The 25444-nt window shown below is 72.8% G+C and carries 21 protein-coding genes; 11 read left to right on the top strand and 10 right to left on the bottom strand.

What is annotated here, in order from left to right:
* Positions 1 to 133: 133 nt before the first annotated feature.
* A complete protein-coding gene (gene metE, locus ACFC1X_RS12795; RefSeq protein ID WP_376351992.1) occupies positions 134 to 2446 on the top strand; it encodes a 5-methyltetrahydropteroyltriglutamate--homocysteine S-methyltransferase in 2313 nt (770 codons plus the stop codon).
* Positions 2447 to 2510: 64 nt separating this feature from the next.
* On the opposite strand, the gene ACFC1X_RS12800 is transcribed toward metE, so the two are convergent.
* Both ACFC1X_RS12800 and ACFC1X_RS12805 read right to left on the bottom strand, forming a co-directional pair.
* Positions 2511 to 4340: an RICIN domain-containing protein gene (locus ACFC1X_RS12800; RefSeq protein ID WP_376351994.1), complete on the bottom strand. Its 1830-nt coding sequence runs from the start codon at positions 4338 to 4340 to the stop codon at positions 2511 to 2513.
* Positions 4341 to 4424: 84 nt separating this feature from the next.
* Positions 4425 to 6224: a beta-galactosidase family protein gene (locus tag ACFC1X_RS12805; protein ID WP_376351996.1), complete on the bottom strand. Its 1800-nt coding sequence runs from the start codon at positions 6222 to 6224 to the stop codon at positions 4425 to 4427.
* Positions 6225 to 6426: 202 nt separating this feature from the next.
* Between ACFC1X_RS12805 and ACFC1X_RS12810 the strand changes: the two genes are divergently transcribed.
* Positions 6427 to 7458 (top strand): LacI family DNA-binding transcriptional regulator, encoded by a 1032-nt coding sequence (locus ACFC1X_RS12810; protein ID WP_376351998.1) that lies wholly within the window; start codon positions 6427 to 6429, stop codon positions 7456 to 7458.
* Here ACFC1X_RS12810 and ACFC1X_RS12815 read toward each other — a convergent pair.
* The 4 genes from ACFC1X_RS12815 to ACFC1X_RS12830 are packed head-to-tail and all read right to left on the bottom strand — an operon-like array spanning position 7448 to position 12698.
* Entirely contained in the window at positions 7448 to 9394 is a 1947-nt protein-coding gene (locus ACFC1X_RS12815; protein ID WP_376352001.1) for a glycogen debranching N-terminal domain-containing protein, read from the bottom strand. The genes ACFC1X_RS12810 and ACFC1X_RS12815 overlap by 11 nt on opposite strands.
* Positions 9391 to 10812 carry a hypothetical protein gene (locus ACFC1X_RS12820; RefSeq protein WP_376352004.1) on the bottom strand — a complete coding sequence of 474 codons (1422 nt, stop codon included), beginning with the start codon at positions 10810 to 10812 and terminating at the stop codon, positions 9391 to 9393. Before ACFC1X_RS12820 ends, ACFC1X_RS12815 begins: the two co-directional genes overlap by 4 nt.
* Positions 10809 to 11609 carry a sugar phosphate isomerase/epimerase family protein gene (locus ACFC1X_RS12825; protein ID WP_376352007.1) on the bottom strand — a complete coding sequence of 267 codons (801 nt, stop codon included), beginning with the start codon at positions 11607 to 11609 and terminating at the stop codon, positions 10809 to 10811. The genes ACFC1X_RS12820 and ACFC1X_RS12825 overlap by 4 nt, the downstream gene beginning before the upstream one ends.
* Before the next feature lie 42 nt (positions 11610 to 11651).
* Positions 11652 to 12698: a zinc-binding alcohol dehydrogenase gene (locus ACFC1X_RS12830; protein WP_376352188.1), complete on the bottom strand. Its 1047-nt coding sequence runs from the start codon at positions 12696 to 12698 to the stop codon at positions 11652 to 11654.
* Between the two features lie 170 nt (positions 12699 to 12868).
* Here ACFC1X_RS12830 and ACFC1X_RS12835 point away from each other — a divergent pair, with 170 nt between their 5' ends.
* The 5 genes from ACFC1X_RS12835 to ACFC1X_RS12855 all read left to right on the top strand — a co-directional run bounded on the left by ACFC1X_RS12835 (position 12869) and on the right by ACFC1X_RS12855 (position 18379).
* Positions 12869 to 14272, top strand: a complete 1404-nt coding sequence (locus tag ACFC1X_RS12835; protein WP_376352009.1) for an ABC transporter substrate-binding protein — start codon at positions 12869 to 12871, stop codon at positions 14270 to 14272.
* 31 nt (positions 14273 to 14303) lie between these two features.
* The gene (locus ACFC1X_RS12840) at positions 14304 to 15323 is read left to right on the top strand and encodes a carbohydrate ABC transporter permease (RefSeq protein ID WP_376352012.1); all 1020 of its coding nucleotides are present in this window, start codon (positions 14304 to 14306) and stop codon (positions 15321 to 15323) included.
* Complete coding sequence (locus ACFC1X_RS12845; RefSeq protein ID WP_376352014.1) at positions 15320 to 16204, top strand: carbohydrate ABC transporter permease; 885 nt, start codon at positions 15320 to 15322, stop codon at positions 16202 to 16204. The genes ACFC1X_RS12840 and ACFC1X_RS12845 overlap by 4 nt, the downstream gene beginning before the upstream one ends.
* A gap of 18 nt (positions 16205 to 16222) precedes the next feature.
* A complete protein-coding gene (locus ACFC1X_RS12850; RefSeq protein WP_376352191.1) occupies positions 16223 to 17422 on the top strand; it encodes an ROK family protein in 1200 nt (399 codons plus the stop codon).
* A 63-nt stretch (positions 17423 to 17485) separates the two neighbouring features.
* Complete coding sequence (locus ACFC1X_RS12855) at positions 17486 to 18379, top strand: Gfo/Idh/MocA family protein (RefSeq protein WP_376352017.1); 894 nt, start codon at positions 17486 to 17488, stop codon at positions 18377 to 18379.
* A 28-nt stretch (positions 18380 to 18407) separates the two neighbouring features.
* Here ACFC1X_RS12855 and ACFC1X_RS12860 read toward each other — a convergent pair whose 3' ends face one another.
* On the bottom strand, positions 18408 to 18815 hold the full coding sequence (locus ACFC1X_RS12860) for a RidA family protein (RefSeq protein ID WP_376352020.1): 408 nt from the start codon (positions 18813 to 18815) through the stop codon (positions 18408 to 18410).
* Between the two features lie 119 nt (positions 18816 to 18934).
* On the bottom strand, positions 18935 to 19402 hold the full coding sequence (locus ACFC1X_RS12865) for a GtrA family protein (RefSeq protein WP_376352023.1): 468 nt from the start codon (positions 19400 to 19402) through the stop codon (positions 18935 to 18937).
* A 195-nt stretch (positions 19403 to 19597) separates the two neighbouring features.
* Here ACFC1X_RS12865 and ACFC1X_RS12870 point away from each other — a divergent pair, with 195 nt between their 5' ends.
* Positions 19598 to 20173, top strand: coding sequence for a tellurite resistance TerB family protein (locus tag ACFC1X_RS12870; protein ID WP_376352026.1), 576 nt, complete (start codon positions 19598 to 19600; stop codon positions 20171 to 20173).
* Here ACFC1X_RS12870 and ACFC1X_RS12875 read toward each other — a convergent pair whose 3' ends face one another.
* Positions 20174 to 20752 carry a CGNR zinc finger domain-containing protein gene (locus ACFC1X_RS12875; RefSeq protein WP_376352029.1) on the bottom strand — a complete coding sequence of 193 codons (579 nt, stop codon included), beginning with the start codon at positions 20750 to 20752 and terminating at the stop codon, positions 20174 to 20176.
* A gap of 38 nt (positions 20753 to 20790) precedes the next feature.
* Here ACFC1X_RS12875 and ACFC1X_RS12880 point away from each other — a divergent pair, with 38 nt between their 5' ends.
* The 3 genes from ACFC1X_RS12880 (at position 20791) to ACFC1X_RS12890 (ending at position 23846) form a co-directional block, all read left to right on the top strand.
* Positions 20791 to 22023: an MFS transporter gene (locus ACFC1X_RS12880; protein ID WP_376352032.1), complete on the top strand. Its 1233-nt coding sequence runs from the start codon at positions 20791 to 20793 to the stop codon at positions 22021 to 22023.
* Positions 22024 to 22176: 153 nt separating this feature from the next.
* A complete protein-coding gene (locus tag ACFC1X_RS12885; protein WP_376352035.1) occupies positions 22177 to 22866 on the top strand; it encodes a glycoside hydrolase family 11 protein in 690 nt (229 codons plus the stop codon).
* A gap of 56 nt (positions 22867 to 22922) precedes the next feature.
* Positions 22923 to 23846, top strand: coding sequence for an aminoglycoside phosphotransferase family protein (locus tag ACFC1X_RS12890; protein ID WP_376352038.1), 924 nt, complete (start codon positions 22923 to 22925; stop codon positions 23844 to 23846).
* Here ACFC1X_RS12890 and ACFC1X_RS12895 read toward each other — a convergent pair.
* Positions 23843 to 25306, bottom strand: coding sequence for an alpha/beta hydrolase family protein (locus ACFC1X_RS12895; protein WP_376352041.1), 1464 nt, complete (start codon positions 25304 to 25306; stop codon positions 23843 to 23845). The genes ACFC1X_RS12890 and ACFC1X_RS12895 overlap by 4 nt on opposite strands.
* Positions 25307 to 25444 lie beyond the last annotated feature (138 nt).

A 25444-nucleotide genomic window follows, 5' to 3' on the forward strand; every position in this document is an offset into this window, starting at 1 on the left:
GGGCGGGTCGGCGTACATACCAGGCGGACGACGGCGCCCCGCGCGCCGGTTCGTGCCGCCGGGTTCCCGTCACCCTTCGCGCTCTCGTCCCGTCGCCGGGATCTCAGGGATTCGTCTCGCGAAGGAGATCTCCGTGACCCGTACGTCCGCCCCCGTGCACGCCACCGTGTACGGCTATCCGCGCCAGGGCCCCGACCGGGAACTGAAGAAGGCCGTCGAGGGCTACTGGAAGGGCCGCGTCAGCGCCGACGCCCTCCACGCCACCGCAGCCGGGCTGCGCGCCGCCAACTGGCGACAGCTCGCCGAGGCCGGTGTCGACGAGGTGCCCACCGGCGACTTCTCGTACTACGACCACGTGCTGGACACCACCGTCATGGTCGGCGCCGTCCCCGCGCGCCACCGGGACGCCGTGGCCGCCGACGCGCTCGACGGGTACTTCGCCATGGCGCGCGGCACCCAGGACGTCGCGCCGCTGGAGATGACCAAGTGGTTCGACACCAACTACCACTACCTCGTGCCGGAGTTGGGTCCTGACACGGTGTTCACCGCCGACTCGGGCAAGCAGGTCTCGGAGCTGCGGGAGGCGCTCGCGCTGGGTCTGGCGGCCCGCCCGGTGCTCGTCGGCCCGGTGACCTACCTGCTGCTCGCCAAGCCGGCGCCCGGCGCCCCCGCGGACTTCGAGCCCCTCACCCTCCTCGACCGGCTGCTGCCGGTGTACGCGGAGGTCCTCGCCGACCTGCGCGCGGCCGGAGCCGAGTGGGTGCAGGTCGACGAGCCGGCCCTGGTCCAGGACCGCACGCCGGCCGAACTCAACGCCGCCGCCCGCGCCTACCGTGATCTGGGCGCCCTCACCGACCGGCCCCGGCTGCTGGTCGCCTCGTACTTCGACCGCCTGGGCGACGCCCTGCCGGTCCTGGCCAAGGCGCCGGTCGAGGGGCTGGCGCTGGACTTCACCGAGGCCGCGGCCGCCAACCTGGAGGACCTGGCCGCCGTGGGCGGGCTGCCGGGCAAGCGCCTGGTCGCGGGGATCGTCAACGGCCGCAACATCTGGGTGAACGACCTGTCCCGCTCCCTGACCACGCTCGGCACCCTGCTCGGTCTGGCCGACCGCGTGGACGTGTCGGCCTCCTGCTCCCTGCTGCACGTGCCGCTGGACACGGCGGCGGAGCGGGACATCGAGCCGCAGATCCTGCGCTGGCTCGCCTTCGCCCGGCAGAAGACGGCGGAGACGGTCACCCTCGCCAAGGGCCTGGCCCGCGGCACCGGCGCGATCGCCGCCGAACTCGCCGCGAACCGCGCCGACCTGGCCTCCCGTGCGGGCTCCCCCATCACCCGGGACCCCGCCGTCCGCGCCCGCACCGGCGCGGTCACCGAGGCCGACGCGCGCCGCTCCCAGCCGTACCCCGAACGCGCCGCCGCCCAGCGGGCGCACCTGCGGCTGCCGCCGCTGCCGACGACGACCATCGGCTCCTTCCCGCAGACCGGCGAGCTGCGCACCGCCCGCGCCGACCTGAGGGCCGGGCGGATCGACACGGAGGGCTACGAGGAGCGCATCCGGGCGGAGATCCGGGAGGTCGTCGCCTTCCAGGAGAAGACCGGGCTGGACGTGCTGGTGCACGGCGAGCCCGAGCGCAACGACATGGTCCAGTACTTCGCCGAGCGGCTCACGGGGTACCTGGCCACCCGGCACGGCTGGGTGCAGTCCTACGGCACCCGCTACGTCCGTCCGCCGGTGCTGGCCGGTGACGTCTCGCGCCCGGAGCCGATGACCGTGCGCTGGACGACGTACGCCCAGTCCCTCACCGACCGCCCGGTCAAGGGCATGCTCACGGGTCCGGTCACCATGCTGGCCTGGTCCTTCGTCCGCGACGACCAGCCCCTCGGGGACACCGCCCGCCAGGTCGCGCTCGCCCTGCGCGACGAGGTGGCCGACCTGGAGGCCGCGGGGACCTCCGTGATCCAGGTCGACGAGCCCGCGCTGCGCGAGACCCTGCCGCTGCGCTCGGCCGGCCGGCCCGCGTATCTGGCCTGGGCCACCGAGGCCTTCCGGCTCAGCACGGGCGGGGTGCGTCCGGACACCCAGGTCCACACCCACATGTGCTACGCCGAGTTCGGTGACATCGTACGGGCCATCGACGACCTCGACGCCGACGTGATCAGCCTGGAGGCCGCCCGTTCCCACATGCAGGTCGCCCGCGAGCTGGCCGCCCACGGCTACCCGCGGGAGGCCGGGCCCGGCGTGTACGACATCCACTCGCCCCGCGTGCCGAGCGCCGAGGAGGCGGCGGGACTGCTGCGCACCGGGCTCGCGGCGATCCCGGCGGAACGCCTGTGGGTCAATCCCGACTGCGGTCTGAAGACCCGCGGCTGGCCCGAGATCCGTTCCTCGCTGGAGAACCTGGTCGCCGCCGCCCACGCGGTCCGCGGTGAGCTGTCCGGCTCCTGACCGGAGCGCGCCGGCGCCGGGCCGGGACACCGCGTGTGTCCCGGCCCGGCGCCGCGCCGTCACGTCAGCCGGCCCGCCCCGTCGGGGTGAGGGTCAGCGTCTGCTCGCCGGGGCCGCGCCGGCCGCCGACGCGGTCGCCGGTGCTGTCGGTCCAGGAGCGTACGGGCGTGGTCTCGGCGCGCCGGTGGGGGTTGCCGGAGACGCCGATCACCAGGCCGCTGTAGCGGTTGACCAGCCGGTACGTGCCGTTGGCGGTGCCGTCGGCGGAAGTGCCGGGGATGACGAACCACTGCTGTCCGACGGCGGGTCCGCCGCTGCCGGGGCGGGTGACGGTGGGCTTGGTGCCCCAGGCCCGGCCCGCCGTGGTGGTGGAGTCGACGCCGAGCAGCCTGCCGGTCGCGGCGTTGGCGATGCGGTAGGAGCCGTCGCCGTTGCCGGTGAAGACCCACTCCGCCAGTCCGGACGGCTTCGAACCGCGCACCGACGTGGTGGCGGAGCCGTGCGCCGTCCTCTGGGCGAGGGCCCGGCCGTCCGCCCCGGTGATCCGGTAGGTCTTGTCCACGTCGACCGGTGCCGCCGGGTCGGAGGTGCCGATGGTGAGGTCGACGTACTCGCCGGCCTTGCCGTCCGAGCAGCCGAAGGAGCAGTACGAGCGGAACGACTTGCCGACGATGCCGGAGCCGGTCTTGTTCACACCGTCGAGGAACCAGCGGTACCAGGACGCGTTGGTGTGGTCGCCGGTGTCGCCGATCGGGAACCACTTCTGGGTGGCGAGGTCGTCGGTGGCGTAGAACTGCTGCGGGGCGTCGCCGCTCTGGTCGACCGCCTGGGGTTCACCTATGTACAGGCCCAGGTGGGCGTTGTAGGTGATGTCCATGACGAACAGGGGCGAGGTCGGGGGCATCTCGCCCGCGGCCACCTGCTCGTCGACCTTGCCGGGAGTGGCCGGGTCGTACTCGTCCGCCACGGGCGTGTAGCCGGTGTCCCCGGAGCCGCCGACCGGCACCATGTTGCTCTCGCGGCCCCCGACGCCGGGCTCGGACCAGGCGCCGTCGTACCACTTCTGCCAGGTGCCGGGCGCCATCTTGCCGGACATCGGCGCGCGGGCCACGTGGGCGTGGAACGCCTTCCAGCTGCCGCCCTTGTCCACGATCCGCGAGCCGTAGTAGACGTAGAAGTACCCGGAGGCGGTGTCGGCGAACAGGCGGGGGTCGCCGTCGCCGTAGTGGTAGGTCTGCTGCGGGAACGCCTCGGTGTCACCGCGCTTCGTGCTGTACGGCGAGGTGATGACGTGGTCCTCGATGGACCAGGTCCGGCCCTGGTCGCGGGAGACCGCGTAGTCGATGCCGTCGTAGTGGAGGCCGTCGGCGAAGGGCTGCGGGGTGAACTCGTTGTGCACCAGGCCGTACCAGTCGCCGGTGTCCGGGTCCACCCAGACGCCGGCCAGGTCGCAGTAGTTCTTCTGCGCGTAGTGCGAGCCGGCGGGCGGGAAGGTGGACTCCTTGCCGGTCGGGCTGTTGTTGCACCGCCAGGTGGTGTCGTCGTTGCGGTCCCTGGGCTCGTCGGGGTCGACGGCGTCGCTGATCGCGTCGGACCGTTCGGCGGTGTCGAAGTCGGTGCCGGTGTAGAAGCTCCAGGCACGGCTGTCGTCGGCGCCGTACAGCGCGTGGGCCTGCTGGTAGTAGAAGGTGCCGTCCTTGTCGATGTAGGTGGCGGCCGGGGTGTCGTCGGGCCGGGTCCAGGAGCCCTTGTCCCCGACGGTGACGGTGTACGTAGTGCCGGGATCGGACGCGGACGCGGGCGGGGATCCGAGGGACGCGCCGCCGGCGAGGGCGAGCGCGGTGGCGACGGCCGCGAGGGCGAGTCTGCTTCGGGGAGCGGTCAACCGTGACACGGGTACTCCTCAACTCGTGTTGCTACCAGTGGGGGTTGGTGTGCTGAGTGCGGTGTGCGGGCCGGTGAGCGGGGGCGGGCGCGGTCAGTCGAAGGTCTCGACGTACTCCTCGGCCGGTCCGAGATCGGGTCGGTCCACGAGGGCGACGTGGTCGCCGAGGCGTTCCAGCTCCAGGACGGTGAGTGTGTTGGGGCCCGGGCGGAGGAGGGGGCGGGGCAGGTAGAGCGTGGTCTGGGGGCCCGCCTCCCAGTAGCGCCCGAGCAGCATGTCGCCGACCCAGACGAAGCCCTTGGCGAATCCGGGCAGGGCGAGGAAGGTGTCGGCGGGTTCGGGGGCGTCCAGCACGGCGGTGGCGAATCCGGCCGTGCCGCCGGGTGCCGCGGCCGACGTGGCGCGGGCGATGTCGTGCGGCGACCACTCGTCCAGCGGGAGCGGGTGCATGGTCCAGCCGTGTACGAGCCGGCGCTCCACCCGTACGCCGCCGAGGATGCCCTTGCCCTGGCCGAGGAGCGGCCCGTAGTTGATCCGCCCCTGGTTCTCCACCAGCAGCTCCAGCCGGACACGCGCACTGGTGCCGGTCAGGGGGAAGGAGGCGGTCTCGCGGTCGAGTACGGCGACGGGCACGCCGTCGGCGAACACCTGGGCCCGGTCGTGCAGGCCGGTAACGGTCACCTCGTGGCGGCCGGCGGGCAGCAGCGGGTGGGCCGTGTAGAGCACGAGGCCGGCGGACTGGCCGAGTTCGTCGAAGCCGAGCGGCACGGGCGCGTGCACGGGCTCGGCGGCGGCGCGCAGCCCGTCCAGCAGGGCGGCCCGCCGGGTCACGGGCAGCGTCGCGGGCGGCAGCAGGGGCGGGTCGGCGGGCAGGGGCCGCAGGCGCTCCGGGAGGCCGGGCACGGTGGCGAACCTCTCCCGCAGCGCGTGGAACTTGGGGGTGAGCGCGCCGTGTTCGGCCACCGGGGCGTCCGAGTCGTAACTGGTGACCGTGGGTTGCAGGCGCTCCCCGTCGTGGTTGGCGCCGGCCCACAGGCCGAAGTTGGTGCCGCCGTGCGCCATGTAGAGGCTGACCGAGCCGCCCGCGTCGAGGATGTCCCCGACGTCCCGGGCGGCGCTGTCCGAGGACCGCACGTGGTGCTTCTCGCCCCAGTGGTCGAACCAGCCGTTCCAGAACTCGGCGCAGAAGAAGGGTTCACCGGGCCGGCGTGCGCGCAGGAGTGCCGCCGCCTCTTCGGGCCGGGAGCCGAAGGTGGCGGCCGCCAGTTCGCCGGGGACGCTCCCGCCGTCGAACATCAGCGGGGTGGGGCCGTCGGCGGTGTAGAGCAGTTCGGTGATGCCGCGGTCGGTCAGGGCGTCCCGCACCCAGCGGACGTAGTCGTGGTCGTCGCCGTAGCTGCCGTACTCGTTCTCGATCTGGACGGCCACGACCGGTCCGCCGTGCACGGCCTGGAGTTCCGAGAGGCGCGGGACGAGCGCGTCGAACCAGCGGCCGACCGCTTCCAGGTAGGGGCCGTGGCTGGTGCGCGGCCGCATGCCGGGGGTGCCGGTGAGCCAGGCGGGCAGCCCGCCGTTGTCCCACTCGGCGCAGATGTAGGGGCCGGGCCGCACCATCACGTCGAGGCCGGTCCGCTGGGCCAGCCGGGCGAAGCGCGCGATGTCCCGCCAGCCGTCGAAGTCGGCCTCGCCGGGGCGGCGTTCGTGGAAGTTCCACGGGACGTAGGTGTCCACGGTGTTGAGCCCGAGGGCCGCCAGCCGCTCCAGGCGGTCGGCCCACTGCTCCGGGTGGACACGGAAGTAGTGCAGCGAGCCGGACAAGACGCGGTGCGGGCGGCCGGCGCGCAGGAACGCGCCGTCGGCGCGGGTGAGCGTGGGCGTGCTGGGGAGGGTCACTCGACGGCTCCGGTGGTCGTGCCGGTCCCGCCCCGGTTGTTATCGATCCCTGGGCGGAGGCGGGTGCTGTCCCGCTTGACTATGGCAGAGAATGTTATCGATGCCAACAGGTTGGACGAGCGCGGCCCGAGGCCCCGGAAACACCAGGTGACAGCTCATGTCAGCGATATCATCGACCCGGAGGCACCCGAGGAAGGACGGCATGACGAAGCAACAGGGCGACGGCGGGAGACGGCCGCCGGGGATGACCGACGTGGCCCGCGCCGCCGGGGTGTCCGCGCAGACGGTGTCGCGGGTGCTCTCGGGGCATCCGCATGTGCGGGAGAAGACGCGGGCGGACGTCATGGCCGCGGTGGCCCGGCTCGGCTACCGACGCAACAACGCGGCCCGCATGCTCTCCTCCGGGCGCAGCCGCACGATCGGCGTGGTGACCCTCCGCACCACGTTCTACTCACGCGCCCTGGTCACCTCGGGTATCGAGGGCGCCGCGCAGGCCGCCGGATACACGGTGAGCACCGCGACCACCGCCTCGCTGGACACCTCCGCCATCGAGGACGCGCTGTCCCGGCTCACCGACCAGGGCGTGGAGGGCATCATCCTGTCGGTGCCGCTGATCCACACGAGCCCGCGGCTCGAAGAGCTGACCCGTGCCACGCCCACGCTCACCATCGACGGCTCGCGCACCGACGCCACCGAGGTCGTCGCCGTGGACCAGTCGCTGGCGGCCCGGCTGGCCACCCGGCATCTGCTGGACCTCGGCCACGAGACGGTCTGGCACCTCGCGGGCCCGGAGCAGTGGCTGGAGGCCGCCAGCAGACGGGAGGGCTGGCGGACCACGCTGGAGGCCGCCGGACGCGCGGTGCCGCCGCCCCTGGAGGGCGACTGGTCGCCCGCCTCGGGGTACCGGGGCGGCCTGGTCCTGGGCCGGATCCCGGACGCGACGGCGGTGTTCGTGGCGAGCGACGAGATGGCGTTCGGCGTCGTCCGGGCCCTGCGCGAACTGGGGCGGCGCGTCCCGGAGGACATCTCCGTGGTGGGCGTCGACGACATCGAGCTGGCGGAGTACTGCTCACCGCCCCTGACCACCGTCGCCCAGCCCTTCGCGCAGATGGGCGAACTCGCCGTCGCCCACCTGCTGCGCTACATCGCCGCCCCCGAGACGGTGCCCGAACCGGCGTCGGTGGAACCGCGCCTCGTCGTCCGCGCGAGCACGGCGGCGCCCCTCACGGAATGAGCCGCCCCATGAGCGGCCCCTCCTCCAGCGCCGTCCGCAGGGCCAGCGGGGTGGCCGCCGCCCAGGCCTGCGGGGAGCAGGAGTGGGGATAAGGGACCGGTGCGGGGGTCGCCGAGCGGTCGTAGCCGGCCAGGACCTCGGGCAGCCGGTGGCCGTGGTGGGACGCCGCCGCGATCAGGCCGTCGGCGACGGTGCGTACCTCGTCCGCGAGTCCCTGGCGGGCCAGGCCCAGCGCGACGACCGCGTTGTCGTGCGGCCAGGCGCTGCCCCGGTGGTAGGAGAGCGGGTGGTACGGGCGCTGTCCGGCGGCCAGGGTGCGGACGGCCCAGCCGGAGAAGAAGTCCGGCTCAAGGAGCCGCCTGCCCACCCGGCGGGCGCGGTCCTCGTCGAGGATCCCCGACCACAGCAGATGCCCGGCGTCCGAGGCCAGCGCGTCGACCTGGCGGCCGTCGCCGTCCAGGGCGAGGGCCGGGAAGTCGGCCCCGGGCATCCAGAAGTCCGCCGTGAAGCGGGCGCGCAGCCCGGCGGCGGTCTCCCGCAGGCGGCGCGCGTAGGGTTCGTCGCCCCAGACACCGGCGGCGAGTTCGGCGGTGCGCAGGAGCGCGTCGTAGGCGTAGCCCTGTGCCTCCGAGACCGCGATGGGTCCCTCGGCCTGGGTTCCGTCGGCGAAGCAGACGGCGCCCTCGGAGTCCTTCCAGTTCTGGTTGACGAGGCCGTTCGGGTCGGGGGTGTAGACGAGGTAGCCGTGCCGTTCGAGGCCGCCGTCGGTGAGCATCCAGTCGACGGCCCGCCGGGCGTGCCGCTCCAGGCGGACGGCCAGGGTGCGGTCGCCGGTCGTCTCGTGGTGGGCGTGGAGCAGCACGAGGAAGAGCGGGGTGGCGTCGACGGCGCCGTAGTAGCGGCCGTACGGGACCTGCCGGAAGTGGGCGAGTTCGCCGTGCCGGGTCTCGTGGACGATGCGTCCGGGCTGCTCGCCGCTGAAGGGGTCGTGGCGCTCGCCCTGGACGGCGGCGAGCGCGCTCAGCACGGCGGCCGCCGTCGCGGGCCGGTACGGCAGCAGGAAGTACGAGGTCAGCAGCGAGTCCCGCCCGAACAGGGTCATGAACCAGGGGATTCCGGCGGCGGGGACGCGCAGGTGCTCGCCGCCGACGCCGGTGACCGGGATGGTCAGCAGGTCGAGGTCGGCCAGTCCGCGTGCGCAGGTGCGGGTGAGGTCGTCCGGCGCGGACGCGTGGCCGTGCGGCTGCCGTTGGGCGGCGGAGGGCGTGGACGGGGTGGGCGCGGTGGGTCCGTGCGGGTGGGCGCGGGCGGTCAGCCGCAGCTCGGCCCGTCCGTGCGCGTCGAGCGGCAGCCGCCAGGACAGGGTCCGGACGGTGGCGTCACCTTCCGGCTCCGCGGATCCGGCCGTGTCCGGGGCGGGGCGGCAGGTGAGTTCGGTACGGGCGTGCCATGCGGCCCGCCGGTAGGTGAAGACCGGCCCGTCCGCGCGGTCGTCGGTCGCGTACTCGGCGCCGGGCTTGGCGTAGTGGCGGTCGTCGGCGCGGAGTTCGAAGAGGTCGGCGAAGTCGGCGCCGACGGTCAGCTCGACGTGGGCGGTGACGGGGTCGGGGCGGTTGCTGACCAGGGTCAGGTGCTCGGTGAACGCGCCCGCGGTGACGCTCTGCCGCCGGAAGACGGTGTAGGCGGGCGGGTGGTCCCGGGTGCCCTCGGGGGTCAGGACGCAGGCGGCCGTGTCGTCGCCGTCCGCCGTGGCGGGCACCAGGACGACGGGCGCGGTGCCGTCGACGGTGAGCCGCCAGCGGCTCAGGTGCCGGGCGTCCTGGAAGAACAGGCCGTCCGGCGTCGTGCCGCGGGTGCCGGTGATCTCGCCGTCGGTACCGAGCCGTACGAAGGTGGCGTCGCGCACGAGTTGGACACGGGTGTCGGCCGTGGTCATGACCGGGCCTCCGTCAGGTCGTGTCCCGTCGGGTCGTGTCCCGCCGGGTCGTGTCCCGTCGGGTGGTCCGCCGCCGGGCCGGTGCTCAGCAGGTCGAGGGTGAGGGCGGCGGTCCAGGAGAAGTGCCGGGTGCCGCGCGCCGCGCCGGTGTCGGGGTCGACGTACTCGGCGAACCCCGAGTGTCCCGCCCGGGCGAGGAAGTCGGCGCGCAGCACGTCGGCGTCCAGCCGCAGGCCGTGGGTGCGCAGTCCCCGCTCGATCAGCCAGGCCGTGTTGAACCAGGCGGGGCCGCGCCAGTACCGGGTGGGGTCGAAGGCGGGCCCGGTCAGGTCGTAGCTCGGGACCAGCCGGGTGGCCGGGGCGCTGAAGTGCGGTCCGGTGAGCGTGGCGTGCATGCGCCGGACGACGTCCGCGGGCAGGTCCGGGACGAGCAGCGGGACCAGGCCGCTGACGCTCCGCTCGTCGACGTGCGTGCCGGTGTGCAGGTCGCGGACGCGGAACAGTCCGGCCTCCGCGTCCCACAGCCGGTCCACCAGCGCCCGGGTCAGTGCGGCGGCCCGCTCGGTGTGCCGCTCCCCCGGCAGGCCCAGTTCGCGTGCCATGGCGGCCAGCGCCAGTTCGCTCACGGCCAGCAGCGCGTTGAAGGACGGGTCCTCCACGGCGAAGCGGTGGGGTGCGGTCCGGTCGTCGTAGCCGGCCTCCCGGTACTCGGTGGCGAGCCGGACGTAGCGGCCGTAGTCGAGGTCGGTGGGCCGGTCGGCGGGGTGGCCGTGGTCGAGGTCGGCGCGCCGGAAGGTGCCGGGCGGGCTGGGCTCGATCCGCTGGAGCGCCCGGTCCCAGCAGGGGCTGTTGTCCATGCCGGGTTCCCACGGGTGCACGACGGCCGCGAGGCCGCCGCCGCCGAGGTCGCGGCGGTCGAGAAGGTAGTCGTGCCAGGCGGCGAGGCGCGGGTGGACGCGGGCGAGGAATCCGCGGCGGCGGGACTCGTCCGGGTCGGCGCGGTGCACCAGCCAGGCGGCCAGGGCGTGCACGGGCGGCTGGACGATGCCCGAGGTCTCGGCGGCCGACGGTGCGCCCGCGGCACGGCCGGCCCGGGAGGACCGCCAGAAGTCGGGGCTCGGGAAGTAGGCGTCGTGCGGCAGGGCCGGGTTGAAGACGATGTGCGGGACGCGGCCGTCGGCCCACTGCGCGGCCAGCAGGGACTCCAGTTCGCGCTGGGCGCGGCGCACCGACAGGTGGCGCAGCCCGATGGCGACGAACGCGGAGTCCCAGCTCCACTGGTGCGGGTAGAGGGTGCGGGAGGGGACGGTGGAGGCGCCGGTCCAGTTGTCGAGGAGGACCCGCGCCGCACCGCGCCGCAGGGTCAGGTCTGCGGGCGCGGTGGGCGCGGGCCGGTCCAGGAGGTCGGGAGAGTTCACGCGCCGGACCTCGCGAGGAAGCCGGGGACGGAGCGCACGGCGTCCAGGGGGTCGCCGGTCAGCCGGCATTCGAGGGCGAGGTGGCCGTCGTAGCCGATGGTGTGCAGGGCGCCGAGCCAGGCGGGCCAGTCGAGGTGTCCGGCGCCGGGCTGGAAGCGGTTGGAGTCGGAGACCTGGGCGTGGCCGATGACGTCGGCGTGGGCGACGATCGCGGCGGCGGGGTCGGTCTCCTCGATGTTCATGTGGTAGCTGTCGATGCCGATGCGGACCGAGTCGAGGCCGACGGCGCGGATCAGGTCGGCGGCCTGGTCGAGCCGGTTGACCATGTGGTCCTCGTAGCGGTTGAGCGGCTCCAGGAAGAGCGTGACGCCCTCCTTGCGGGCGTGCTCGCCGAGTTCGGTGAGACCGGCGAGGAGCACCTCGCGGTCCTCCTCCTCGGCGCGCGGCGGCTCGAAGGGCGGCAGCCGGCGGGAGAACATGCCGTACGAGGCGGGCGTCTGGGCGCCCACGCCGCCGATCTCGGCGATGACGGTGAGCTGGGACTTCATCTGGGCGACGGCGTCGCGGCGGACGTCCTCGTCGAAGGCGCCGAGGAAGTGCAGCATGTCGACGCAGACGGTCGGCATGACGACGCCGTCCTCGCGGGCCTGCTTCAGTTCACCGAGGCGGGAGGCGAAGTGGAAGTCGCCCTTGCCGCGCAGTTCGATCGCGTCGTATCCGGCCTGCCGGGCGAAGTCCCACTTGGCCTGGAGGGTGTCCCCGGGCAGCAGCTGTTCCTGGACGGCGGTCTTGAGCATGGGGGGCCTTTCGGGAAATACCGGTCGCAAAGGGAGCGGGTCTCAGAATTCCAGGACGACCTGCAGCGCCTCGGCGGGCCGCTCGTCCAGCAGTACGTAGGCGTCGGCCGCGTCGGCAACGGGGACGACGTGGCTCACCAGGGCGTCGACGTCGACCTGGCCCTCGGCGACCAGGCGCAGGAAGGTCTGCTGGAGGCGTTCGACGGTCCAGCGGTTGGACAGCTGCGGCGGCACGCCGCCGATCTGGGAGCAGATCAGCTGGACCCGGTTGTGGTGGAACTCGTCGCCGAGCCGCAGGCCGATGCCGTCGCCCTGGTAGAAGCCGGAGGCCACGACGCGGCCGCCGGCGGCGACCGAGCGCAGCGCCTCGTGCAGGGCCGGGTAGGCGCCGCTGATCTCGATGGCGAGGTCGGCGCCGAGGCCGCCGGTGGCCTCGCGGACGCGTTCGGCGACGGCGTCGGTGCGGGCGTTGAGGGTGTGCTGGGCACCGTACCGCTTCGCGGTCTCCAGGCGGCCGTCGAGGGCGTCCACGGCGGTGACGCGGGCGCCGCTGAGCCGGGCGAGCCGGGTGGTGAGCAGGCCGATGACGCCCTGCCCGAAGACGGCGACGTCCTCGCCGAGGTGGATGTCACCGGCCAGGACGGCGTTGTACGCGATGGCGCCGACCCGGGCGAAGGCGCCGGCCAGCGGTTCGAGGCCGGCCGGGAGGGTGTGGCCGATCATGCGCTCGGCGGGGACGATGCCCTCGCTGCGGTGGCCCCAGATGCCCCACACCAGGTCGCCGGGGACAGGCAGGCCGGGGGTGCCGGCCAGCTCCGGGGAGACCTCGACGACCTCGCCGACCTCGGAGTAGCCCCAGCCGGCCACCGGGTACTCGATGCCGGGCGCGCCGTCGCGGAAGAGCCGCGCCTCGGGGTCCCAGGTCCGGGTCAGGTACGGGTTGGTGCCGCGGTAGGCGGTGAGTTCGGTGCCCGCCGAGATGCCCGAGTACCGGGTGCGGACCCGCAGGTGGCCCGGCGGCAGTTCGGCCCTGACGTGCTCGGCGACCTCGACCTGGCGGGGGCCGGTGAACTGGACGACCCGCTCCACGGACGGCACGGGCGACGCTGCTGACTTCGGCGACACGGATGACACGGAGGGCTCCGGAAGGGTTGCTGATGCGGTTGCGTCGACAATATCCGCAACTTATGTCTTGTCAACAAGCAAAAGTGATGCTGTGATGCGTGGCGAGCAGACGTAAGCCGGAACGAGGACACTCAATGCGCATCAGGACCCTGCGGTCGAGGACGACCGCGGTCGGCGTCACGGCGGCCCTGGGAGTAGGGCTGCTCTCGGGCTGCGCGGGCAGCACCGGGCCCGGCAAACCGGACCGTGAGATCACGGTCTGGTCCCAGGAGAACCTCCCCGACCGTGTCGCGGCGACGCGGAAGGTCATCGACGGGTTCGAGAAGAAGACCGGGATCAAGGTCAAACTCGTCGGGGTCGACGAGACCCAGATGCCGCAGCTGATCATGTCGGCGGCGGCCTCGGGCACGCTGCCCGACGTCATCGGCGCCGCCCCCATGGGCCAGGTCTGGCAGATGTACACCAACGGCCTGCTGAACACCGACATCCCGAAGCGGATCGTCGGCGAACTCGGCCGGGACACGTTCAACGCCAACGCGCTGGAGCTGACCTCCGACGGCGCCACCAGCCTCGGTGTGCCCTCCGACGCCTGGCTCCAGTTGCTGGTCTACCGCAAGGACCAGTTGGCGCAGAAGGGCCTGCCGGCGCCCGACACGTACGCGAAGACGCTGGCCGCCGCCAAGGCGCTGACCACCAGGGGCCACGACGGCATCTCGGCGGCCACCGACCCCAGCGACGTCTTCACCTCGCAGAGCTTCGAGAGCGTAGCCCTCGCCAACGACTGCCAACTGGTCGACGACCGGCACGAGGTCGCCCTCGACTCCCCGCAGTGCGAGGCCGCCTTCCGCACCTACGACCAACTGGCCCGCGGCTACGGACCGCCCGGCACCCAGACCGTGGACTCCACCCGGGCCACCTACTTCGCCGGGCGCTCCTCGATGGTCGTCTGGTCCTCGTTCCTGCTCGACGAACTCGCCGGCCTGCGCAAGGACGCCCTGCCCAGCTGCCCCCAGTGCGCGAAGGACCCCCAGTACCTGTCGGACAACAGCGGCATCGTCACCGCGATGAAGGGCCCCGACGCCAAGGAGGCGGCCCAGTTCGGCGAGATCACGTCCTGGGTGACCACCAAGACCGCCGAGACCGCGGCGTCCCGCGAGTTCATCGAGTACATGATGGGCACCGGCTACGAGTCCTGGTTCGGCATGGCGCCCGAGGGCAAGATCCCGGTCCGCAAGGGCACGGCCGCCGACCCGGAGCGCTACCTCGAATCGTGGCGCCACAGCGAGATCGGTGTCGACACCCGCAAGCCGCTGGACGAGGTCTTCCCCGACAGCCTGCTGGACCAGCTCGCCGACGGTGTCGGCAACCTGCGCCGCTGGGGCATCTCCCAGGGCGAGGGAGCCCTGGTCGGCGCCACCAACGGCGAACTGCCCGTACCGAAGGCGGTCGGCGCCATGACCAGCGGCCAGAGCTCGCCGTCCGAGGCGGCGCGCGACGCCGACGAAGAGGTCGCCGCCCTGAAGAAGTCCTTGCAGTAGCCGCCCGCCTGCACCTCACGAAGGTCCCTTCATGACTACAGCTCCAGCCGGCGCACCGCAGCGCCGGGACTCCAGCCCCCGGTCCACCGACCGATCCGCCCCGTCGGGCCGCCGGCCGATGACCGCCAGCCGGCGGGCCAACCGGGCGGGACTCGCGTTCGTCTCCCCCACCTTCCTCGTCGTCCTCGTGGTGGTCGTGCTGCCCATCGCCTGGACCGTGCTGCTCGCCTTCCAGAAGGCCCGGCTCGTCGACATCCAGGGCATGAGCCTGTTCGGCAACTGGTCCCTGGACAACTTCGCGCAGGTCTTCGACTCGGCCGGCTTCTGGTCCAGCCTGGGCACCACCCTGCTGTACACGGCCGGTTCCACGCTCGGCTCCGTCGTCCTCGGCCTGATCGCCGCGCTCGCGCTGCGCAAGCCGTTCAAGGGGCGCGGGCTGCTGCGCGCGGCGATGCTGCTGCCGTACGTCGCGCCCGTCGTCGCCGTGGCCTTCGTCTGGGAGGTCGCGCTCAGCCCGCAGTACGGCGTCGTCAACGCCTGGGGCAAGCGGCTGTTCGGCTGGGACGACCCGATCGCCTTCCTGTCCACCCGGGAGTACGAAGTCCACCTGCTGGGCCTGCACTTCGACATCCCGCTGGCGCTGCTGACCGTCATCGTCTTCGAGTGCTGGCGCTACTTCCCGTTCGCGTTCCTGTTCATCCTGGCGCGGCTGCAGGCGGTGCCCGACACCCTGGAGGAGGCGGCGCTGGTCGACGGGGCCACCCCGACCCAGCGGTTCCGGCACGTGCTGCTGCCCCAGCTGATGCCGGTCATCGCGCTGCTGTGCGTCCTGCGGTTCATCATGACGTTCAACAAGTTCGACGACGTGTACCTGCTCACCGGCGGCGGCGCCGGCACCGACGTGGCCGCCGTGCGCGTCTACGACTTCCTCACCGCCCGCTACGACGTGGGAGCCGCGGCCGCCCAGGCGCTCGTCCTGGCCGTCTCGCTGATGATCCTGCTCGGCTTCTACTTCAAGTTCTTCGGCAACAAGGTCCAGGAGGAAGCGTGACGCGCAAGGCGGCCCTGTCCCGGGCCCAGTTCGAGGAGCGGTTCTTCGGCGTACTGCGCTGGTTCGTCATCGCGTTCCTCGCGGTGATCACCCTGCTGCCGTTCTACTACATGGTGCTGCTGTCGCTGAAGCCCATCGACGCGCTCCTGCTCGACCCCGGGTCCCTGTGGATCTCGACGAAGGACTTCACCCTCTCCACCTACCAGGACGTGCTGCGCTCCACCTCCGACGGCGGCCAGGGCTTCCTGAAGTTCCTGCGCAACTCCGCGCTGGTCTCCCTCGGCACGGTGGTGCTCACCCTGGTGGCGGCGGTGCCCGGCGCCTACGCGATCAGCCGGCTGAAGTTCTTCGGCCACCGCGAGGTCAGCGCGCTCTTCCTGGCCGTCTACCTGTTCCCGGCGACGCTGCTGGCCGTCCCGCTCTTCGTCATCTTCGCCCGGATCGGGCTCTCCTCCAGCCTGGTCGGCCTCGCCATCGTCTACGTCGCCCAGACCGTGCCGGTGTCGATCTACATGCTGAAGAACTACCTCGTCACCATCCCGGCCTCGATCGAGGAGGCGGCGGCGCTCGACGGGTGCTCCCGGCTGCAGACCGTCCGGAAGGTGATCCTGCCGCTCGCCCTGCCCTCCCTGATGGCGACCGGGCTCTACGTCTTCATGATCGCCTGGAACGAGTTCCTGTTCGCGCTGCTGTTCCTGGCCGCCGACCCCGGCCAGTGGACCGTCTCCCTGGGACTGGCCCAGCTGTCCAACGGCATCGAGGTGCCCAAGACCGTCCTGATGGCCGGTTCCGTGGTGCTGACGATCCCCGTGGTACTTCTGTTCTTCGCCGCCGAACGCCTGCTCACCGAGGGGCTGACCAGCGGCGCCGACAAGAGCTGAGCCGTGGGGGACTCCATGATGACGTCAAGTCAGGCCAGCGCGGGCGCGCTGCTGCAGCTGATCCGCAGCGGCCGCGCCAACACCCGCGCCGACCTCCAGCAGGCGACCGGGCTGTCCCGCTCCACCGTCGGGCAGCGCCTCGACCTGCTCAACCGGGCGGGGTGGCTGCGGCACGCCACGGGCAGTTCCACCGGCGGCCGCCCCTCCCACCGGATCGTGTTCGAACCGGGCCACGCCTCGGTGATCGCCTTCGACCTGGAGACCCGGCACGCCCGGGCCGCCGTCCTCGACCTGGCGGGCACCATCCTGGCCGAGCACACCGCTCCGCTGGACGTCGCCGAAGGGCCCGAACACGTCCTGGACCGGCTGGCCGAGTGGTTCCCCGACCTCATCGCGGCGGCCGGGATCCCGGCCTCCCACGTGGCGGGCATCGGACTGTCCGTGCCCGGCCCGGTCGACTGGGAGTCCGGGCAGGTGATCGAGCCGCCGATCATGCCCGGCTGGGACCGGTACCCCATCAGGGAACGGCTCCAGAAGGCGTACGCCGCGAAGACGGGCCTGGACCCGGCGGCGCACGCGGTTCCGGTGCTCGTGGACAACGACGCCAACCTGATGGCGCTGGCCGAGTACCAGGCCAACCACCGCGACTGCGCCTCGTTCGTCCTGCTGAAGGTGTCCACCGGCATCGGCGCGGGGGTCGTCATCGGGGACAGCCTCTACCGCGGTATCGACGGCGGCGCCGGGGACATCGGGCACATCCGGCTGCACGACCGGTCCGACGCGCTGTGCATGTGCGGCTCCCACGGCTGCCTGGCGGCCGTCGCCAGTGGCCGGGCCATCGCCAAGGAGCTGTCCGCCCTCGGCCTCGACACCACGTCGGGCCGGGACGTGCGGCGGCTGCTCAACGAGGGGCATCCGGACGCGGTCCGGCTGGCCCGGGAAGCGGGACGGCGGGTGGGCGAGGTCCTGGTGACCGTCGTGACCCTGCTCAACCCCGGAGTGCTCATGATCGCCGGTGAGCTGTCCGGGGTGCCCTTCCTGACCGGGGTGCGGGAGCTGGTCTACCAGCGGGCCATGCCCCGCGCCACGGCCAACCTCCAGGTCGTCACCTCACGGCTCGGCGACCACGCGGGGCTCGTCGGAGCCGGCGCCATGGTCGTGGAGCACCTCTACTCCCCCGCCGGCGCCGACGCCCGGCTCGACCGCCTCGCACCGTGAGCACGGCGCCGTGACCACACCACCGTGCCCCCGTGTGCCGTGCCCCCCGAAGACAGGAACACCGTGAACGCTGTCCCCGCCCCCTGGACCGACCGGCCCGTCGAGGTCGGGCTCGTGGGCGCCGGCCCCTGGGCCCGCGCCATGCACGCCCGGGTACTGGCCGCCGGGCCCGAGACCCGGCTCGCCGCGGTCTGGGCCCGCCGCACCGATGCGGCGCGGGAGGCCGCCGCGCCCTACGCCGCCCATGTCGCCGCCGGTTTCGAGGAGTTGCTGGACCACTGCGAGGCCGTGGCGTTCGCCGTGCCGCCGGCCGTCCAGGCCGAGCTGGCGCCCTTGGCGGCGAAGCGGGGCAAGGCGCTGCTGCTGGAGAAGCCGCTCGGCCCCGACCTGTCCGCGGCCCGTCGCGTCGCCGACGCCGTCGCCGAGGCCGGTGTCGTCTCCCAGCTGGTGCTGACCAAGCGCTACCACCCGGCCACCCGCGCCTTCCTCGACGCCGCGCGTTCCTTCGAGGCGACCGGGGCGCGCTCCTGCTATCTCCACGGCGCCTTCCTGGGCGGCGAGTTCGCCACCGGCTGGCGCCTGGAACACGGCGCCCTGCTCGACCTCGGCCCGCACCTCCTCGACCTGCTGGACGCCTCGGTCGGCCCGATCACCGGCATCCGCGCGACCGGCGATCCGCGCCGCTGGACCGAGTTGACCTGCACGCACGAGAACGGCGCCGTCAGCCAGGCCTCCCTGTCCGGCGCGGTGGCCGTCCCCCACGCGCTCACCCGCGTCGAGCTGTTCGGGCCGGACCAGCCGCTGGTCTACGACACGGCGGGCATAGACCACGAGGAGTGCTGGCCGATCCTGCGCCACGACTTCGCCACGGCGGTCCGCACCGGCACGCCGACCCAGGTGGACGCCCGGCGCGGGCTGTACTTGCAGGGCATGCTGGACCGGGTCACGTACGACTGAGCGAGCACGTCACCCGTCCCGGTCCGCTTCAGTCGACGACCGCAGTGGCCTCCACCTCGACCAGGTGCTCGGGCACGTCCAGCGCCGCGACGCCCAGCAGGGTGGCCGGTGCGGCCGGGGTCTCGCCCAGTCTGGCGGAGGCCCGGGAGATGCCCTCGAGGAGCAGGGGCATCTCGTCGGGGGTCCAGTCGACGACATGGACGTTCAGTTTCGCCACGTCGGCGAAGGTGGCGCCGGCCGCGGCCAGGGCGGTGCCGACGTTGACGTAGCACTGCTCGACCTGCGCGGCGAGGTCGCCTTCGCCGACGGTGACGCCGTCGGCGTCCCAGGCGACCTGCCCGGCGACGAAGACCAGCCTCGTTCCGGAGGCGATCGACACCTGCCGGTAGACGTCGATCTCCGGCAGGTCCGCGGGGTTCACCAGGGTGATGGCCATGGCTGCGCTCTCCTTGCTCTGTGCTCTCCAGTGGTTACTCGGGAACCGTAGGAGAGTGGCCGCTGACATGGAAGAACGCACTTTTTGGTGACCGGGGCACCTGTGGGTGACCCAGCAGGTCAGCGGCGGGCGCGGCCTCGGAAGACGGCGAGCCGCAGCACCAGGAAGCGCACCACGGTGACGGCGACGGACGTGGCGGCGAGGACCGCGGTCTCCGCGGCGGGCGAGGCGCCGGGCTGCTCGTGCCGGAACCACAGCACGGCGCCGGACGTCACCAGGTAGCCGAGCACGAAGAGCCCACCGGCCCCCAGATGGGCGCGGACCGGCCCGGCGTCGGCGTGCCGGAACGTCAGGCGCCGGTTGGCCTCGGTGTTGAGCACGGTGAGGACCAGCAGGGAGACCAGGTTGGCGGCGGCCGGGGGCCACCACAGGCGCAGCGCCCAGTACAACGCCGCCTGTCCGACGGTCGAGACGACGCCGATCGCGACGAACCAGCCGACCTCGCGCGACCACACCGTCCGCCGGGCTGCGGGAACACGGGGCGGTCCGGCGGCCTCGGCGACCGACGACCCCTTCAGCCGAGCCACACTCGACGCCTCCACCCGGCCGACCGAAACGGCAACTCCTGGTCGCGCAGCCTACTACGGCACCGGTAGGCTCTTTGCTCTGTCTTTGCCTTCCGGGAACCCTGTGGTTCCGGAGGGCGTTGATCCTGATGACCGCGAGAGATCGCGGCCGGGAACCATGACCGACAAGCAGCAACAGAAGCCGAGGTGGCACGAGTGGCGATGTGGGACAAGATCAAGGACCAGGCCAAGACCTTCCAGCAGTCCCAGGGCACTCGGGGAACGACCGGATCGGGGCACGGGGCGCCGGGGCACCAGCAGACCGGCGGGACGGGTTCGTCCTCCGGCGGCTCCAAGGCGCAGCTGATGGGGATGTTCAAGTCCCAGCTCGCCTCGGTCAAGACCGAACTCAAGAGCGGTTCCTACCGGGACGCGAGCATGGCCATGTGCGCGCTGGTCGCCGCGGCCGACGGCCAGGTGGAGCCGGCGGAGCGGCAGCGCGTGGAGGAGCTGATCGTCTCCAACGAGGTGCTGCAGAACTTCCCGGCGGACCAGCTCCGCCAGCGGTTCAACCAGCACGTGGACAAGCTTCTGGCCAACTTCCAGCTGGGCAAGACCGAGGCGCTCCAGGTGATCGCCAAGGCCGCCAAGAAGCCGCAGGAGGCGCGTGCGGTCGTCCAGACCGGCATGGTCGTGGCCGGGGCCGACGGCGTCTTCGAGCCGTCCGAGCAGCAGGCGATCCGCGAGGCGTGCACCGCGCTGGGCATCTCGCCGACGGAGTTCGGCGTCTGATCACCCGTCGGACCGGCGCCGGTGCGCCGCGACTCGCTCCCGCGTCGCACAGCGGCGTGAGCAGTAGCGGCGCTCCGGCCCGCTGCCCTGCGTGACGAAGACGTTCCGGCAGCCGCCGGACGCGCAGTCCCTGCCGGGCGGGCGTTGGTGGTCCCAGAGCAGGACGGCCAACGCCATGCAGGACGAGGCCAGGAACCACTCCGGCCAGGGCGCGTCGTCGTCCCGGTCGAGGTGCGGGTGCCATGGCGTGCCGCCCCCGTGGGACGTCAGGCGCAGCCGCCAGGTGTGCGCGCCCAGGAGGCGGTTGAGGACGTGTGCCGCGGTGTCGACGGAGTCCGCCGCGAAGACCTCCCGCAGCAGGGTGGCGGCCGCGCGCATCCCTTCCACGTCGTCCGCGGTGAGGTCGACGGGGTCGTTCTCGCCGTAGGCGCGCAGCACTTCGGCGACCGCGGCGGGCTCCGGAGCGTCGTCCGCGAGGACGTTGACGAGCGCGGCGGTGCGCCGGGCCGTGGTCAGCGGGGAGTGCCTGGTGGACCAGTCGGGGTCGAGGGTGGAGGACACCCGCCGAATGTAACGCATATTGCGGAGTTTTGAGTTACCTCCGTAACGTCGATCCGGTGTCCGAGGGTTACTCGCTACGTTCTTATCTGTCCGGGGCGCTGGCGGCGCGCGCCGGGGACGAGATGTCGGGACCGGCCCTGCTGCTGGCCGGTCTGGCCCTCACCGGTTCGGCCACCGAGGCGTCGGCGCTGCTCGCGGGCATCACGGCCTCCGCCGCGCTCGGCGGACCGGCGCTCGGCGCGCTCCTCGACCGGTCGGCACGGCCGGGCCGCCTGCTGGCCGGCGCCCTCGCCCTGTACGCGGCCGGACTCACCGTGATCCTCGTGGGGCTCGACCGCCTTCCGCTCGCCGTCACCGTCCTCGTCGCGATGCTCACGGGACTGCTGGGTCCGGCGCTGTCGGGCGGCTGGACCGCCCAACTCCCCCGGGTGGCCACGGCCGGGCGCCTGCCCAGGGCCAACGCGCTGGACGCGATGACCTTCAGCCTGGCGAGCCTGGCCGGACCGGCGCTCGCCGGCGGCGCGGCGCAGGCGCTGGGGGCCTCCACGGCCGTGGTGGTCTCCGCCGCGCTGGTCGCGGTGGCCGCCCCGGCGGCGTGGCGCCTGCCCGCGCGCACCGCCCAGCACCCCGGCGTGCGGCCGGCTCCCCTGACCGGCACTCTCGCCGCCGGGTTCCGGGTCATCCTGCGACGCCCGCCCCTGGCCCGCGCGACCCTGACCTCGGTCGCCTCCTGCGCGGCTCAGGGCATGCTGGCGGCCTGCGTGCCGCTGCTGGGCGCACAGGCCCTCGGAGCCGCCGGGCGCGGCACGTTGCTGTTCGCCTGTGCGGCGGCCTCGGCCCTGGTGGCCAACGCCGTACTGGCGCGATTCCCGGGGGCCGCCACGCCGGACACGGTCGTCCGGGTCGGCGCGCTGGTACAGGCGGCCGCACTGGCCCTCGCCGCGACGGGCAGCCCGGCCGTCCTCGTGGTGGCCGCGCTGGTCCTCGGCATCGGCGAGGGTCCGCAGCTCACCGCGCTCTTCGCGGTACGCCACCGGGAGGCCCCGGAGCACCTGCGCGGCCAGATCTTCACGACCGGAGCCAGCCTCAAGATCACCGCGTTCGCCCTGGGCGTGGCCGCCGCCGGGCCGCTCGCGACCTGGTCCCTCCGGGCCACCCTGCTGACGGCGGCGGGCACGGCCGCCGGGGCGGCGCTGATCGGTCCGGCTGGTCGTCGAAACTTTCGATCACGAGCCTTCTTATCGCGATCATCGGCGACCGAGAGATCCTCGGAACCACATAATCAATAGCGGCCTCATGGCTTTCAACTGGCATAACAGGCGAGCACGCACACTCCCGCCGTCAAGAAATTTTCGCAACTCACTCCGAAACTGTTGACAGGGCACGGTCACAATCCAACACTGGCGGCACCGACAGACCCCCCACCCACAGTCGGAGGACGCATGCGCGACAACGATGACTTCGCCCGCCGGATCGACCGCAGACGTTTCCTCGGCGGTGCCGGCGCCGTGGCCCTGGCGAGCACGTCCGGGCTGCTCCTGCCGGGCACCGCACACGCGGACACCACGATCAGGACAAACCAGACCGGCACGAACAACGGCTTCTACTACTCGTTCTGGACCGACGGCGGCGGGTCGGTCTCCATGACCCTGAGTTCCGGCGGCAGCTACCGGACCTCGTGGACCAACTGCGGCAACTTCGTCTGCGGCAAGGGCTGGAGCAACGGCGGACGCAGAACGGTGCGGTACTCGGGCGGCTTCAACCCGTCCGGCAACGGCTACCTGACCCTCTACGGCTGGACCTCGAACCCGCTCGTCGAGTACTACATCGTCGACAACTGGGGCACCTACCGGCCCACGGGCACGTACAAGGGCACCGTGAACAGCGACGGCGGCACGTACGACATCTACCGGACGACCCGGTACAACGCCCCCTCCGTCGAAGGCACCCGCACCTTCGATCAGTACTGGAGCGTGCGGCAGTCCAAGCGGACCGGAGGGACCGTCACCACGGGCAACCACTTCGACGCGTGGGCGCGGGCCGGGATGCCGCTCGGCAGCTTCAGCTACTACATGATCATGGCCACCGAGGGTTACCAGAGCAGCGGCAACTCCAGCATCTCGGTGAGCTGACCGACCGCCCGGAAAGCGTTTGACGGCCGTCCGTGCCGAAGGGTCGGATGAGGTCCATGAGTTCAGGGCAGATGCATCCGGACGCGTACCCCCTCGACGAGCGTCTGGTGCGGCGGCTGGTCGACGGGCGGTTCCCGCGCTGGGCGGGGCTGCCCGTCGAGCGCTTTCCGTCCGGTGGCACGGTCAACGCGATGTACCGGCTGGGTGACGACATGGTCGTCCGACTGCCGCTCGTCAAGGGCGGCGTGGCGGACGTGACGGCCGAACGGCACTGGCTGCCCCGGTTGTCGCCCCTGCTCCCCGCCGCCGTGCCCGAGGTGCTCGGGGCCGGTGAGCCCGCCGAGGGTTACCCGTGGCCCTGGTCGGTGTACCGGTGGCTGCCCGGGGAGATCCCCGAGGCAGGGGCACTGACCGATCCCGTGGCGCTGGCGGGTGATCTGGCCGGGTTCGTGTCGGCGATGCGGACCGTCTCCCTGCCCGACGCTCCCGGGGCGCACCGCGGCGGCCCGCTCGCCACCCTGGACGCGGCGACGCGGGCCGCTCTCGAGGAACTGCGCGGCCTGCCCGAGGAGGACGTCGACTGCGACGCGCTGGCCGCCGTGTGGCAGGACGCGCTGCGGGCCCCGGCCTGGGACGGGCCGCCCGTCTGGCTGCACGCCGATTTGATGCCGGGCAATCTGCTGGTCGAGGGCGGCAGGCTCACCGCGGTCATCGACTTCGGGTGCGCGGGAGTGGGCGACCCGGCCTGCGACCTCTTCCCGGCGTGGAATCTGCTGCCCGCGGGCGCCCGGGAGGTCTTCCGGGAGACGCTCGGCGTCGACGACGCGACCTGGCGGCGCGGCCGGGGCCGGACCCTCTCCCAGGCGCTGATCGCGCTGCCGTACTACCGGAAGACCAACCCGGCGATGGCGGGCAACGCCCGCCACGTGATCCGCGCGGTGCTCACGGAGCGGGGGCAGGTCCCCCGGGGCGCGGCCTAGGGCGCGATCCCCACACCGTCGATCCTGCTCCACGCCCGCTCCTGGGCGGCGGTCATGGCGGGCCAGTGGAGGCCGCCGGGCCGGGGCCGCACCCGGGAGGCGTACGGCGACGGGCGGAAGCCGGGATCGTAGAAGCAGCCCTCGCCGTAGGTCGCGTCGAAGGCGGCGCAGGAGGCCGCGACCGAGCGCGGTCCGGGCTTGCGGCCCGTGCGGACCCAGGTGTCCAGCGCCGCGATGGAGTTGGCGTACTCGGAGTCGCTCAGCGCACTGTGCTCGGACTCCTTCGTGAAGGTCTGGACGAGGTTCCCGCCCCGGCCGGCGCCCCGGAGAGTGGCCCGGTAGGCCGCCTCGTGCTCCACGAAGGCCGTCGGGTCGTCGATGGCGTGCAGCGTGAGGACGGGCAGGTCGACGCGGCCGGTGAGGTCGCTGTCGTAGGAGAGGTCGCGGCGTGCGGTGGGATCGGCCGAGAAGCGTTCCACACCCGCGTTGAGCGCCCTGTCGTCGTGCGAACCGGAGTACCGCACACCGCGGTTGCTCCACGGGTTCCGCCCGTCGAGCCGGTTCGACACGATGTCCCGGAACGTGAACGTGGCGAACTTCAGATGTGACTCCAGGGTGCGCTCGGGGATGCGGGTGACGGCGAGGATGTCGTCGAGGTTGCGCTGCTGGAGGGCGGTCCGGTCGGCCGGGTCGGACTCGTGGCCGGTGCACTCCTGGAGACGGGCGGCGAGCCCGGCGCTCGTCATCGTGGAGCCGGGGCGCAGGCCCTGCCACAGCGGGTACTGCGGCTCGGTGGGACGCGGGTGGTTGCGGCAGTAGTACTGGTAGACGACCCGCAGGTCCACGCGGTAGTCGTAGCCGCGCGAACCGCCGCCGAGGACGCCGTTGGTGAGCAGCACTCCGTCGTAGGCGCCGTGCCGTCGGCCGTAGGTCTCCGCGACCTTGGCGGCGACGTTGCCGCCCCAGGACTGGCCGTGCAGATAGGTCCGTTCCGGCCGGCCGAACTCCTCGGTGAACAGGCGGCGTACGTTCTCGGTGTCCGCGGCGGCCATCCGGGCGCCGTAGCCGCCGCGCCGGTAGGCGGACGCGGCCCACGCGTATCCCTCGTCGACCATCACCGCCCAGCGCTCCAGGTCCTCGGTGGAGCGGGCCGGGTCGGAGGCGTCGCCGAGGTCGGGGCCGCCGTGCGCGTGCACGACGAGGGAGCCGTTCCAGTCCTTCGGCACGGCCATCGTGTAGTACGCCCCGTTGGCTTCCCGGCCGGTGTAGCAGGAGGCCTTCTTGGCCAGGGCGGGCGGGCAGTCGGCGGCCACGGGCCGTTCGGCCGCCTGCGCGGGGGCGGCCGACACGTTGCCGAGGGTGCCGAGGAAGACGGCCGCGAGGGCGGCCGCCACCACCGCCGGACGGCTTCGGCGGTGCGCGGTCCGGGTGACGAGCGGGGGAGCGTCGGGTCTGGTCAAGGTGCGGCTCCTGTACGTGCTGCGTGCCGGCGCGAAGTTGCGCTGCGAGCCGGGATGCTAGGAATCCGCCGCGGCCGGGGCCACCCCTTCGATCATTGCGTTCATAGTGTTCGCCCCACGCCACCGGTTCGGCGTCCG

It is taken from the genome of Streptomyces sp. NPDC056128 (assembly GCF_042263835.1).
Lineage (GTDB): Bacteria > Actinomycetota > Actinomycetes > Streptomycetales > Streptomycetaceae > Streptomyces.